This is a genomic window from Streptomyces sp. NPDC100445 (assembly GCF_044759735.1).
Classification (GTDB): Bacteria; Actinomycetota; Actinomycetes; order Streptomycetales; family Streptomycetaceae; genus Streptomyces.
The window spans coordinates 522747-534938 of the sequence record NZ_JBIVZV010000004.1 but is presented as its reverse complement, the minus strand read 5'-3'; the positions used below and the strand labels follow the sequence as shown (position 1 = coordinate 534938).

12 protein-coding genes are annotated in these 12192 nt (G+C 72.8%); 4 read left to right on the top strand and 8 right to left on the bottom strand.

Features of this window, described 5'->3' with window-relative positions; genetic code table 11:
• Both ACIQVT_RS14020 and ACIQVT_RS14015 read right to left on the bottom strand, forming a co-directional pair.
• Positions 1-1205, bottom strand: a 1205-nt coding sequence (locus tag ACIQVT_RS14020; protein ID WP_403751771.1) for a maltotransferase domain-containing protein, incomplete at its 3' end; no start/stop codon positions are given.
• 108 nt (positions 1206-1313) lie between these two features.
• Entirely contained in the window at positions 1314-1613 is a 300-nt protein-coding gene (locus ACIQVT_RS14015; protein WP_403751769.1) for a DUF5133 domain-containing protein, read from the bottom strand.
• A 303-nt stretch (positions 1614-1916) separates the two neighbouring features.
• Here ACIQVT_RS14015 and ACIQVT_RS14010 point away from each other — a divergent pair, with 303 nt between their 5' ends.
• Both ACIQVT_RS14010 and glgX read left to right on the top strand, forming a co-directional pair.
• The gene (locus ACIQVT_RS14010) at positions 1917-2423 is read left to right on the top strand and encodes a pep a2 (protein WP_403751767.1); all 507 of its coding nucleotides are present in this window, start codon (positions 1917-1919) and stop codon (positions 2421-2423) included.
• Positions 2420-4564 carry a glycogen debranching protein GlgX gene (glgX, locus tag ACIQVT_RS14005; protein WP_403751765.1) on the top strand — a complete coding sequence of 715 codons (2145 nt, stop codon included), beginning with the start codon at positions 2420-2422 and terminating at the stop codon, positions 4562-4564. Before ACIQVT_RS14010 ends, glgX begins: the two co-directional genes overlap by 4 nt.
• Before the next feature lie 82 nt (positions 4565-4646).
• On the opposite strand, the gene ACIQVT_RS14000 is transcribed toward glgX, so the two are convergent.
• Positions 4647-5453 (bottom strand): VOC family protein, encoded by an 807-nt coding sequence (locus ACIQVT_RS14000; RefSeq protein WP_403751763.1) that lies wholly within the window; start codon positions 5451-5453, stop codon positions 4647-4649.
• Between the two features lie 128 nt (positions 5454-5581).
• Here ACIQVT_RS14000 and ACIQVT_RS13995 point away from each other — a divergent pair, with 128 nt between their 5' ends.
• Positions 5582-5896: an ANTAR domain-containing protein gene (locus ACIQVT_RS13995; RefSeq protein WP_403751761.1), complete on the top strand. Its 315-nt coding sequence runs from the start codon at positions 5582-5584 to the stop codon at positions 5894-5896.
• Between the two features lie 9 nt (positions 5897-5905).
• Here ACIQVT_RS13995 and ACIQVT_RS13990 read toward each other — a convergent pair whose 3' ends face one another.
• Positions 5906-6703: an RNA polymerase sigma factor SigF gene (locus ACIQVT_RS13990; RefSeq protein WP_403751759.1), complete on the bottom strand. Its 798-nt coding sequence runs from the start codon at positions 6701-6703 to the stop codon at positions 5906-5908.
• 442 nt (positions 6704-7145) lie between these two features.
• Between ACIQVT_RS13990 and ACIQVT_RS13985 the strand changes: the two genes are divergently transcribed.
• Positions 7146-7670 carry a hypothetical protein gene (locus tag ACIQVT_RS13985; RefSeq protein ID WP_403751757.1) on the top strand — a complete coding sequence of 175 codons (525 nt, stop codon included), beginning with the start codon at positions 7146-7148 and terminating at the stop codon, positions 7668-7670.
• A gap of 24 nt (positions 7671-7694) precedes the next feature.
• Here ACIQVT_RS13985 and hemC read toward each other — a convergent pair whose 3' ends face one another.
• The 4 genes from hemC to glpK all read right to left on the bottom strand — a co-directional run bounded on the left by hemC (position 7695) and on the right by glpK (position 12185).
• Positions 7695-8630 carry a hydroxymethylbilane synthase gene (gene hemC / locus ACIQVT_RS13980; protein ID WP_403751756.1) on the bottom strand — a complete coding sequence of 312 codons (936 nt, stop codon included), beginning with the start codon at positions 8628-8630 and terminating at the stop codon, positions 7695-7697.
• A gap of 46 nt (positions 8631-8676) precedes the next feature.
• A complete protein-coding gene (locus ACIQVT_RS13975) occupies positions 8677-9453 on the bottom strand; it encodes an NPP1 family protein (protein ID WP_403751754.1) in 777 nt (258 codons plus the stop codon).
• A gap of 107 nt (positions 9454-9560) precedes the next feature.
• Positions 9561-10541, bottom strand: a complete 981-nt coding sequence (locus ACIQVT_RS13970; RefSeq protein ID WP_403751813.1) for an ATP-dependent DNA ligase — start codon at positions 10539-10541, stop codon at positions 9561-9563.
• Between the two features lie 129 nt (positions 10542-10670).
• Entirely contained in the window at positions 10671-12185 is a 1515-nt protein-coding gene (glpK, locus tag ACIQVT_RS13965) for a glycerol kinase GlpK (RefSeq protein WP_403751752.1), read from the bottom strand.
• Between the last annotated feature and the right edge of the window lie 7 nt (positions 12186-12192).

Below are 12192 nucleotides of genomic sequence, written 5' to 3'. Positions count from 1 at the left end.
CCGTTGACCTCGGCGATGACCCGTTCCCAGAAGACCACCGGCTTGGTGTGGGGGTTGTCGACCCGGAAGATCCGCACCCCGTGGTCCATCCAGTGGCGCAGCACGCGCACCGTCTCGGCGACCAGGCCGTCCATGTCGGCGTCGAAGGCGACGGGGTAGATGTCCTGGTACTTCTTCGGCGGGTTCTCGGCGTGGGCGATGGACCCGTCGGGCCGGTGGTGGAACCACTCCGGGTGCTTGTCCACCCAAGGATGGTCGGGGGAGCACTGGAGGGCGAAGTCCAGCGCGATCTCCAGGCCCAGCTCCCCGGCGCGGGCCACGAAGAAGTCGAAGTCCTCCAGGGTGCCCAGGGCGGGGTGGACGGCGTCGTGGCCGCCCTCGGGCGAGCCGATCGCCCACGGCACCCCGACGTCGTCGGGACCGGCGGTCAGGGTGTTGTTCGGGCCCTTGCGGAACGTCGTGCCGATCGGGTGGATGGGCGGCAGGTAGACCACGTCGAAACCCATGGCCGCGATCGCCTCCAGGCGCCGCGCCGCGGTACGGAACGTACCGTGCGGCTGCTCCGCGGTCCCCTCCGACCGGGGGAAGAACTCGTACCACGCGCCGTACAGCGCCCGTTCCCGCTCCACCAGCAGCGGCATCGCCTCCGAGGCCGTCACCAGCTCCCGCAGCGGAAACCGCTCCAACAGGGCCTCCACCTCCGGCGACAACGCCGGCTTCAGACGGTGGTGGACGGAGCGGGTGTCGTCGCCGAGGGCGCGCGCGGCCGCCAGCACCAGGTCCCGCTCGGGGCCCTTGGGGACGCCGCCCGCCGCCCGCTCGTACAGCTCGGCGCCCTGCTCCAGCACCAGGCCGGTGTCGATGCCGGCCGGCACCTTGACGGACGCGGTCCGCCGCCAGGTCGCCAGCGGATGGCTCCAGGCCTCCACGCGGAAGGTCCAGCGGCCGGTGGCGTCCGGCGTGATGTCCGCGCCCCAGCGGTCGCTGCCCGGCGACAGCTCCCGCATCGGTGTCCACGGGCCCCTGCGGCCGCTCGGATCGCGCAGGACCACGTTCGCGCCCACGGCGTCGTGCCCCTCGCGGAACACGGTGGCCGTCACCTGGAAGGTCTCCCCGGTCACCGCTTTCGCCGGGCGCCTGCCGCAGTCCACGGCCGGCCGGACGTCACGTACCGGTACACGGCCGATGGCCGGGGTCCTGCGCATGTATCTCACCTCCGCCGTGCGCGAAGCCGGGCACCCGGCCCGGCTTCGCGATCCGAAGTCGGGCCGGCCCGTGCCGGTCCCGAGAGGAACGCCTTGTACGGTGCCAGGTCAGGTGCTTGGCGCCGGGGAACGCCGCTCCGGTGGCGTCGCTCGTCTGGCCGTCCGGCGCGGCTGCGGCCGACCGCCCTGCTCGCGCAGGTAGGTGACCGGGTTGGTGCGCAGATAGCGTTCCGCTGCGTCCGCGGCCTCGCGGGCGCAGCGTTTGCCCATCAGCACGCACAGCGTGTAACCCGAGTCCTCGAAGGCGACCCGGACCGTGCGGTCGTACGGCGAGGCGAGCATCACGCGCTCCCACGCCCGGTACCGCCGCAACTGCCGGGCCACTTCGGCCTTGGCCGGTAGCAGCATGGCCCTGTTCACCTTCCACGCTCTCGACCGGGCGCGTTCCCGACGGTCGGGTGGTGTCCGCGCGGGGGGAGGCGCGGCACCGTTACGGCGATCGAGGCTTTCACTCATGGTGCACGCACCACGACGCAGCGTCTTGTTGGGTCTTCAACCATTACGGGTGCCGGGTGTTCGTGTTGCACGGATGGCGTAGCGGCCGCACCGTAGAGATGACTCAGAAGCGATGAACGCTCACGCTTTGTGTCCGGGATCCCTCCCGGACGGGGTAAGGGGAGCGAGAGCTTCGCCGGTGAGGAGCAAGCGACGATGAAGACCGCAGTGCCCTGCTACTACCACCTCGACGTGGAAGTCAGCCCGGAACGGGTGGGACAGGTCAGCCGCATCCTGGCCGCCCACCTCCGCCACTGGGACCTCGACAACCTCGTGGACCCCGTCTGCCGCGGCGCGGAACTGCTGCTGCGAGCGATCGACGCGCACGCCACGGACAAGCACACCTCCATCGAGATGTGGTGGAACCGTCAGCACCTCATCACGGCCTTCGGCGGCGACGACCCCGATCTGCGCCCCGACCAGGACCTGCGGGCCTGCCTGGCCGACATCGCCGCCATGAGCGACGGCTGGGGCTGCTGCGCCGCCGAGACCGGAGCCAAGATCATCTGGTTCTCGCAGCGGGCCCGCGCCGGCCAGCGCGTCCCGCTGGTGCCCACCGCCCCCGCACCCACCCTGCGCACCGGCCTGAAGGTGCCGCGCGCCCCGCGCGTGGCCGCGCTCGCCGCGTCCGCCGGGGACCCCGTTCTGGAGGGCAGCCGGTGACCGCCCGCAAGTCCCGCGAAGGGGTGCCCGTGTGGAGCGGGCACCCCTACCCGCTGGGCGCCTCGTTCGACGGACAGGGCACCAACTTCGCCCTCTTCAGCGAGGTCGCCGAGCACGTCGAGCTGGTCCTCGTCGACGACGGCGGCGGCACGACCACCGTCCCGATGCACGAGGTCGACGGCTTCGTCTGGCACGCCTACCTGCCCGGCGTCGCCCCCGGCCGGCGCTACGGCTACCGGGTGCGCGGCCCCTGGCAGCCGGCGCTCGGCAACCGGTGCAACCCGGCGAAGCTGCTGCTCGACCCGTACGCCCGCGCCGTCGACGGCCAGATCGACAACCACCCCTCCCTGTACGAGCGCGCCCCGGACGGCCCCGACCCGGCCGACAGCGCCGGCCACTCCATGCTGGGCGTGGTCACGGACCCGTTCTTCGACTGGGGCGACGACCGCCCGCCCAGGACGCCGTACGCGGACTCGGTGATCTACGAGGCCCACGTCCGCGGTCTCACCGCCACCCACCCGGACGTCCCCGAACGGCTGCGCGGCACCTACGCCGGGCTCGCGCACCCCGCGGTGACCGAGCACCTGACCGCGCTCGGCGTCACCGCGGTGGAACTGATGCCGGTGCACCAGTTCGTGCAGGACGGCGTCCTCCAGGACCGCGGCCTGGCCAACTACTGGGGCTACAACACGATCGGCTTCTTCGCCCCGCACAACGCCTACGCGGCGTTCGGCAGCCGCGGCCAGCAGGTCAACGAGTTCAAGACCATGGTCAAGGCGCTGCACGCGGCCGGCCTGGAGGTCATCCTCGACGTGGTCTACAACCACACCGCCGAGGGCAACGAGAGAGGCCCCACGCTGTCCTTCCGGGGCATCGACAACGCCTCCTACTACCGTCTGGTCGACGGTGACTGGGCGCACTACTACGACACCACCGGCACCGGCAACAGCCTGCTGATGCGGCATCCGCACGTGCTCCAACTGATCATGGACTCGCTGCGGTACTGGGTCACCGAGATGCACGTCGACGGCTTCCGCTTCGACCTCGCGGCCACCCTGGCCCGGCAGTTCCACGAGGTGGACCGGCTCTCGGCGTTCTTCGACCTGATCCAGCAGGACCCGGTGATCAGCCGCGTCAAGCTCATCGCCGAGCCCTGGGACGTCGGCGAGGGCGGCTACCAGGTGGGCAACTTCCCGCCGCTGTGGTCGGAGTGGAACGGCAAGTACCGTGACGCCGTACGGGACTTCTGGCGGGCCGAGCCCGGCGCGCTCGGCGAGTTCGCCTCCCGGCTCACCGGCTCCTCCGACCTCTACCAGCACAGCCGCCGCCGGCCCCGCGCCAGCGTCAACTTCGTCACCGCGCACGACGGGTTCACGCTGCGCGACCTCGTGTCGTACAACGACAAGCACAACGAGGACAACGGCGAGGACAACCGGGACGGCGAGAGCCACAACCGGTCCTGGAACTGCGGGGCGGAGGGCGACACCGACGACCCTGCCGTGCTGGAACTGCGCGCCCGTCAGCAGCGCAATCTGCTGGCCACGCTGCTGCTCTCGCAGGGCATCCCGATGCTCTGCCACGGCGACGAACTCGGCCGCACCCAGCGCGGCAACAACAACGCCTACTGCCAGGACAACGAGATCTCCTGGGTGGACTGGGACCTCACCGACGAGCAGCGCGCCCTCGCCGACTTCACCCGGCACCTGATCGCCCTGCGCGCCGGGCATCCGGTGCTGCGCCGCCGCCGCTTCTTCCGCGGCGAGACGGCGACCAACGCCGAGCAGCCGCTGCCCGACCTGATGTGGCTGCGGCCCGACGCCCGGGAGATGACGGACCGGGACTGGCAGCGCGACGACGCGCACTCGGTCGGTGTGTTCCTCAACGGGGACGCCATCGCCGAACGCGACGCCTACGGGCGCCGGATGACCGACGACTCCTTCCTGCTGCTCGTCAACGGCTACTGGGAGCCGGTCGACTTCCGGCTCCCCGACGACTCCTTCGGCGAGCGCTGGACCACCCTGGTCGACACCGCCGACCCCGAGGGCGTCCCCGACGAACGCGAGCGCAAGGCCGGCACGAGGCTCCGCGTGGAGTCCCGCAGCCTGGTCCTGCTGTCCCGCCCGTCGCGCGCCGACGGCTGACCGGCCGGCGACGCGACCGACCCCGGGGCCCCCGCGGGCCCCGGGGTCGGTCGCGAGGTGCGAGCGGCCGTCGCCGGCGCGGTCAGTGGCCCCGCCTGGAGGTCACCGTGAACTGCGCGCCGTCCGCGTCGCGCAGGATCGCCTCGTCCTCGTCCTCGCGCAGCACGCTGCCGCCGTGCTTCTCCGCCGCGCGGGCACAGCCGGCCACGTCGGTCACCGCGAAGTGGATCTGCCAGTGGGGCCGCACCGAGGGGTCCGGGGCGGCCCCCACCGCGCCCGAGTCGATGCGCGCCACCACGTCGCCGCGGCTGCGCAGCAGCACCTCGCCGCCCGCGTACTCGACCTCGCAGCAGCCCGGCAGCCCGGACGCCCAGTCCAGGATCTCCCCGTAGAAGATCGCGGCGTCGAAGGCGTCCCGGGTGTGCAGCCGCACGAAGGCCGGCGCGGCCTGCCGCCACGCCTCCCAGTTGGAGACCAGTTCCCCCTGCCAGATGCCGAAGGTGGCCCCGTCCCGGTCGGCGAGCAGCGCGGCCCGGCCGGGCGGGAAGGACAGCGGCCCGACCGCCGCCGTGCCGCCGCGCTCCCGGGCCCGGGAGACGGCCACGTCCGCGTCCGGCACGGCGAAGTACGGCGTCCAGGCGACGGCCATCTGCCACATGGAGGCCACGGCGGCGATCCCGGCCACCGGCACGCCGTTCGCCAGGGCGATGCGGAAGTGTTCGCCCAGATCGGCGCCGCGCCAGCGCCAGCCCAGCACCGCCGTGTAGAAGTCCTGGGTGGCCTGGACATCGCGGCTGGTCAGGCTCACCCAGCACGGGGCGCCGAAGACGGAGTGCGTGGAGACGACGTCGTCCCTGCGCGGCCCGCCGGCGGGGGTGTCGTGGTTCATGGCAGTCGCGTCCTGCTCTCGGGGCCGGGCGGCCACCGGTCTCGATCCAGTGTCCGGCCGGGAGGGGGTCGGGCGCACGCCGAGTACCCCGGGTGGCAGGGGTCCAGGCCTCTGCGCAGGATGGAGGCATGGAGGAGAGCGAGCCGGACCGTGTCGCCGCGCTTCAGGCGGAGGTCGACCAGCTGAAGGAGGCGATGGTCTCGCACGCCGTCGTCGACCAGGCGATCGGAATGGTGGTCGCCCTCGGCCGGATCACGCCGGACCAGGGCTGGCAGGTGCTGAAGGACGTCTCCCAGCACACCAACATCAAGCTGCGCAACATCGCGGAGATGATCCTCGTCTGGGGGCGCCGGGGCGACCTGCCCCCGTACGTCCGCGCCGAGCTGGAGGACGCCCTGGACCGGTACGGCCCCATCCGGGTGCCGGGCTCCGAGGAGGCGTAGGGCGTAACGTCAGCGCGCCCGGCTCTCGGCGAGGAGTTCCTCGCGCAGCCGGTCGAAGCAGCCGCTGAGCAGCCGCGAGACGTGCATCTGCGAGATGCCGAGCTGCTGGGCGATGCGGCTCTGGGTCATACCGCCGAAGAACCGCAGGTAGAGGATGGTGCGCTCGCGCTCGGGCAGGGCCGCCAGGCACGGCTTGACCGCGGCGCGGTCCACGACCAGGTCGAACCCCGGGTCGGGCGCGCCCAGGGAGTCACCGAGGGCGTACCCGTCGGTGCCGGCCACCTCCGCGTCCAGGGACAGTGCGGAGAAGCACTCCAGCGCCTCCATGCCCGTACGCACCTCGTCCTCGCTGAGCCGCGTGTGCGCGGCGATCTCCGCGACGGTCGGCGCCCGGCCGGACGTGGTCTGCGCCAGCTCCTTGATCGCCGAGCGGACCCGGTTGCGCAGGTCCTGCACCCGGCGGGGCACGTGCAGGGTCCACATGTGGTCGCGGAAGTGCCGCTTGATCTCCCCGGTGATGGTGGGGACGGCGTACGCCTCGAAGGCGCGGCCCCGCGATGGGTCGTAGTGGTCCACCGCCTTGACCAGTCCCAGCGCGGCCACCTGGTAGAGGTCCTCCAGGGCCTCCCCACGGCCGCGGAACCGGACGGCGATCCGCTCGGCCATGGGCAGCCACAGCCGGACCAGCTCGTCCCGGAGCACCTGGCGCTCGGGACCGTCGGGCAGCCCCGCCAGCCGTTCGAAGGACCTGCCCGTGTCCGGGGCGTCGTCATGGGGGTGGGGCTTCGTGCTGCCAGTGACACGCATGGCGCGCACCTCTTTCGGCAGGTGCTGGATGGACAGACACCGTGGGAGGTGCGCTCGGACCGGAAGACGCCGGGGCGTCCGGCGGCGCCGGCTCCCACGGACGTGCCTCCTGTCCGAAGCACTGTTGTCCGCTTTCCCGTTCTCTCGCATCTCAAAACAAATGCATACATATCGACTAATTCGCCACAATATCCTTGACCGGCGTCCGCGGCTCGCCGGGCTCGTCCCGCGGACGCCGCGCGGGCCCGCCGGTCACCTTCGCGGACGTGATGTGCGGCACGCACGTCCGCCGGGCCGCGGGCGCCGCGGACGGATTGTTCCTGGGCAGCGCTTGATCACCGATCAGCCGGGGTTAAGCCCCTGGCCACGGCGCATTCCGCTCATTTGACAGTGCGCTGAGCGCACAGATAGACAGCAGCTCTCGAGGGTCGAGAGGGGCACCGTGTACGAGCCGAACGTGGTCGGGGACTGGCAGGAGTACGAGGAGCATGCCGGTCTGCGGGTCCGCGTCCATCGCCTGGAGGCGGCGGAGCCGCCGCGCGGGCGGGACGACGCGGCCGCCGGGCTGACGTACTTCAGCGTCCGGGTCACCGTCGAGAACCGCGGCGCGCGCCACTACGGCATCCATCTGGAGGACGGGCAGATCGACGTCCGGGTCGGCCCGGACGGCGAGGGCGCCTTCATCGACTGGCGCAACTCCCAGTTCATCGAGGGCTTCGACGTCTATCCGCTGCGCCGGGCCACCGCCGTGGTCTTCGCCGCCGCGCCCGAGGCCGCCCTCACCCACGTGGACGTGCAGGTGCAGCTCCGGGTGGAGGAGGAGTGGAGCGAGCGCCGGCTGTGGGCCGGCGGGATCGGGGTCGTGGAGGGGGCCACGGCGGCCGCGCCCGCCGGTACCGGCCCGTGCGGCCTGGCCCACCAGGTGAGCGCCTTCCTCAAGGACCAGGCGGACCCGGGCACCGCCTGACGCGGGCGGCCGGCCCGTCCGGGCTCAGTGCGGGATGCCGTCGATGATCTCCCGCGCGCCCTGCCGGAGCAGCGCCACCGCGACCGAGGTGCCGAGCGTCGCCGGATCGAGCCGGCCGGCCCACTCGTGGGCGTTCAGCCGGGTCTTGCCGTCCGGGGTGAACACACAGGCCCGCAGGGAGAGTTCCCCGCCGTGGTCCACCCGCGCGTACCCGGCGATCGGGCTGTTGCAGTGGCCCTGGAGCACATGCAGGAACATCCGCTCGGCCGTCGCCTCCCGGTGGGTGGCCGGGTCGCCGAGCCCGCTGACCGCGTCGATCAGCTCCGTGTCGTCCTCCCGGCACTGGAGGGCGAGGATGCCCGCGCCGATCGGCGGCATCATCGTCTCCGGCGCCAGCACCTCACTGATCACGTCGGTCCGGCCGATGCGCTCCAGCCCGGACACCGCCAGCAGCAGCGCGTCCGCCTCGCCGGCGGCGAGCTTCTCCAGCCGGCGGTTGGCGTTGCCCCGGAACGGCACGCATTCCAGCCGGGGATGGGCCGCGGCGAGCTGGGCGACCCGGCGCACCGAGGAGGTGCCGATCCGGGTGCCGGCCGGCAGTTCGTCCAGGGTCAGCCCGCCGGGGTGCACCAGCGCGTCGCGGATGTCGTCCCGGGCCAGGAACGCGGCGAACACCGTTCCGGCGGGCAGCGGCCGGTCGGCGGGCACGTCCTTCACGCAGTGCACCGCGAGGTCCGCCTCCCCGGCCAGCAGGGCGGCGTCCACCTCCTTGGTGAACGCGCCCTTGCCCTCGACCTCGAAGAGATCACCCAGCCACTTGTCCCCGGTCGTGCGCACCGGGACCACGACGGTGCGCACACCCGGGTGCAGCACGGCCAGCTCGGCGCGGACCCGTTCCACCTGGGCCAGGGCCATGGGCGAGTCGCGGGACACGATACGGATGAGTTCCGGCACAGACATGGGGACACGATAGACCGCTGTGACGGCGGCCGGGGCGCCGGGCGGTTCAGGCGCCGGGGTCGAACGGGATGCCGGACGGCTTCGCCGACGCCAGGTGGGAGGCGAAGGCGCCGTCCTTCAGACCGAAGTGGGCACTGCCGAAGTCGTACGCGCTCAACTCCTCGCGCAGCCCCGCCGGATAGCCGTTCCAGCCGACCAGCGGCGGATACTGCCAGGTGTGCCGGTCGTTCTCCGGCGGCTCGTCGTTGGTGTTGGCGAGCCGGAAGCAGTGCGTGCCGATGCCGTCCTTGTGATAGACGACCTTCGGGTGCGTGCCCTCGAAACGGACCTCGGAGGCCGGGTGCACGGTGAACGAGCCGTGGTTGGACGTCGACACGTACTGCACCTGCCCGTCCCGCACCCACACCGCGACGTGCTCCCAGTCGTTGCGGTGCCCGCCGATGCCGCTGCCGGGGAGCGCCTGATCCTTCTCGAAGTACAGGCCGTAGAGATAGGCGCACCAGCCGTTGTTGCACGTGGAGCGGGAGTAGCTGTTGGTGTTCGCGAGGTCGGAGGCGTCGTGGCAGCTGCCGTTGAGGGCGCCGGTCGGCTTCAGCCCCGGGTTGACCGTGCCGTCGGCGCCTATCGCGGGCGTCGGGTAGCAGCCGTCCGTGTCGTAGTCGAAGGCGGGCTGGTACGCCAGTTCGGCCGGCTCGGCGTTCCGCGGCAGCGCCGGGGGCGGGGCGGCGAAGGCGACGGCGGGGGAGGCGACGACCAGGGCGGCGACGCCGGCCAGCACGGCGAACCACCTGCCGCGCCGGAGACGCGGGACGAGCGGGACCACAGCATCCTCCAACGACGTGTGTACGTGCGGGAGTTCAGCATCCCGGCCGCTCGCCCCGCTGCCAAGAGGGCACAGCTGTCACACACGTGACATCCCGTCGGGTCCCGTCACCGGGCGAAGCCCTCCGGCAGGTCCGCCGCGGACTGATCGGGGGTGAGGTCCGGGCGCAGCCGCAGCCAGGACGGCTGGCGCAGCATCCCGTTCCGGGTCCGCGTGCTGTAGCTGACCTCGCCCACCAGCCGGGGCAGCACCCAGCGGGCGTCGGCGACGCGGGGCACCGGGTCGAACGGGCACCGCTCGCTCGCCGCGTCCCGCAGCAGCTGAGCGAGGTCGGCCCGCTCCGCCTCGCTCCAGCCGGTGCCGACCCCGCCGACGTACCGCAGCCGGCCCCCCGCGCGCTGGCCGGCCAGCACGGCCCCGGGCAGCCCGGCCAGCCGCCCCCGGCCGGGCAGCCAGCCGCCGACGATCACGTCCTCGGCGCGCATGTTGCGGATCTTGATCCAGGCGCGGGAGCGGATCCCGGGTTCGTACACCGAGTCGAGCCGCTTGCACACCACGCCCTCCAGGCCGTGCTCCCGGGTGGCCCGCAGTGCCTCGGCGCCGTGCCCGGTCACGGCGCCCGGCGTCGACCAGTGCGGTCCCGCCAGCCCCAGCTCCTCCAGCCGTGCCCGCCGGCGGACGTACGGCAGCCGCACCAGCGGCTCGGTCAGGTACGGCACGTCGAACAGCACCAGGTGCACCGGCACCTGGGCGGCCCGGCGCGCCGCCCGCGCGGGCGCGTGGGCGAGGCCCATCCGGCTCTGGAGCAGCTGGAAGTCGGCCCGGCCCCGCGCGTCCAGCGCCAGCACCTCGCCGTCCAGCACGGCGGGCGTGGTGCCCAGGGCGGCGCCGAGCGGCCGGAGTTCGGGGTAGGCCCCGGTGATGTCCTCCCCGGAGCGGGCGCGCAGCAGTACGGTGCCGTCGCCGGGCAGGTAGACCATGACCCGCTGGCCGTCCTGCTTGGTCTCGTACGCCCACCGCTCGTCCTGGGCGGCGGAGGGCAGGCCGCCGGGGGTGGCGAGCATCGGCGGGATGAGCGGCAGCGTCACGGCGGTCACGGCAGAAGGTCTCGACCGGCCCCGGCGCCCTCACGCGCCTTTCACCCCCGGTTCCCCTGAACGGTCCGCCGCGGGCAGCCAGCCGGGCCGGGCGCCCGCGGCGGACCGGGAGCCACCCTGTCAGCCGGGATGCGGCGGCCTGACCCAGTCCAGGGAGCGCTCGACGGCCCGCCGCCAGTTCTCGTACTCCCACTCGCGGCGCCCGGGGTCCATGGCGGGCAGCCACTGGGCGGCGCGGTGCCAGTTGCGGCGCAGCACCTCCAGGTCGGACCAGTAGCCGGCGGCGAGCCCGGCCGCGTAGGCGGCGCCGAGGGAGACCGTCTCGGCGACCATCGGCCGCACCACCGGCACGTCCAGCACGTCCGCGACGAACTGCATGAGCAGGTTGTCCGCGGTCATGCCGCCGTCCACCTTCAGCTCCCGCAGCGGCAGGTCGGAGTCGGCGTTCATGGCGTCGACGACCTCCCGCGTCTGCCAGCCCGTCGCCTCCAGCACGGCGCGCGCCAGGTGCCCCTTGGTGATGTACGAGGTGAGCCCGACGACGACCCCGCGCGCGTCGCTGCGCCAGCGGGGCGCGAACAGACCCGAGAAGGCCGGCACGATGTAGCAGCCGCCGTTGTCCTCGACCGTCCGCGCCAGGGTCTCGATCTCCGGCGCACTGCTGATCAGGCCCAGCCGGTCACGGAACCACTGCACGAGCGCGCCGGTGACGGCTATCGACCCCTCCAGCGCGTATGCCGGCGGCTGCGACCCGACCCGGTAGGCGACCGTGGTGAGCAGGCCGTGCCGGGAGCGCACCGGGTCGGGGCCGGTGTTGAGCAGCAGGAAGCCGCCCGTGCCGTAGGTGCACTTCGCCTCGCCCGGGGAGAAGCAGGTCTGGCCGAACAGGGCGGCCTGCTGGTCGCCGAGGGCCGCGGTGATCCGCACACCCGGCAGCACCGCGCCGGCCTCGCCGTACGTCTCGGCCGACGACCTGATCTCGGGCAGCATCGGGCGGGGCACCCCGAAGCAGTCCAGCAGCTCCTCGTCCCAGTCGAGGGTGCGGATGTTCATCAGCATCGTGCGGCTGGCGTTGGTGGGGTCCGTGAGGTGCAGGCCGCCTCCGGCACCCCCGGTGAGGTTCCAGATCAGCCAGCTCTCCATCGTCCCGAACAGCACCTCGCCGTCCCTGGCGCGCCGCTCCACGTCCTTGACGTGGTCGAACAGCCACCTGATCCGCAGCGCCGAGAAGTACGTCGAGGGCGGCACGCCGCAGCGGTCCAGGAAGAAGGCCTCCCCGGGGTGTTTCCTCAGCTCCTCGACGAGCGGCCCCGTACGGGTGTCCTGCCAGACCAGGGCCCGGCCCACCGGGGCACCGGTCCGCCGGTCCCAGAGCACGGTCGTCTCCCGCTGGTTGGCCAGGCCCATGGCGGTGACCTGGTCCGGTTCGACACCGGCGCCGGACAGGGCCTCGGGCACGACGCGGCGCAGGTTCTGCCAGATCTCGACCGCGTCGTGCTCCACCCAGCCCGGCCGGGGGAAGTGCTGCTGGTGCTCCCGCTGCGCGACCGAGACCAGCCGACCCCGCTGGTCGAACAGGATGCACCGGGTCGAGTTCGTGCCCTGGTCGACCGACATCACATACCGTTCAGCCATGATCGGG

Coding starts and splice junctions, on each gene's coding strand:
- glpK (WP_403751752.1), bottom strand. CDS start 12,185: ATGGCTGAACGGTATGTGATGTCGGTCGACCAGGGCACGAACTCGACC.
- ACIQVT_RS14000 (WP_403751763.1), bottom strand. CDS start 5,453: ATGAACCACGACACCCCCGCCGGCGGGCCGCGCAGGGACGACGTCGTC.
- ACIQVT_RS14015 (WP_403751769.1), bottom strand. CDS start 1,613: ATGCTGCTACCGGCCAAGGCCGAAGTGGCCCGGCAGTTGCGGCGGTAC.
- ACIQVT_RS13995 (WP_403751761.1), top strand. CDS start 5,582: ATGGAGGAGAGCGAGCCGGACCGTGTCGCCGCGCTTCAGGCGGAGGTC.
- ACIQVT_RS14010 (WP_403751767.1), top strand. CDS start 1,917: ATGAAGACCGCAGTGCCCTGCTACTACCACCTCGACGTGGAAGTCAGC.
- hemC (WP_403751756.1), bottom strand. CDS start 8,630: ATGTCTGTGCCGGAACTCATCCGTATCGTGTCCCGCGACTCGCCCATG.
- ACIQVT_RS13990 (WP_403751759.1), bottom strand. CDS start 6,703: ATGCGTGTCACTGGCAGCACGAAGCCCCACCCCCATGACGACGCCCCG.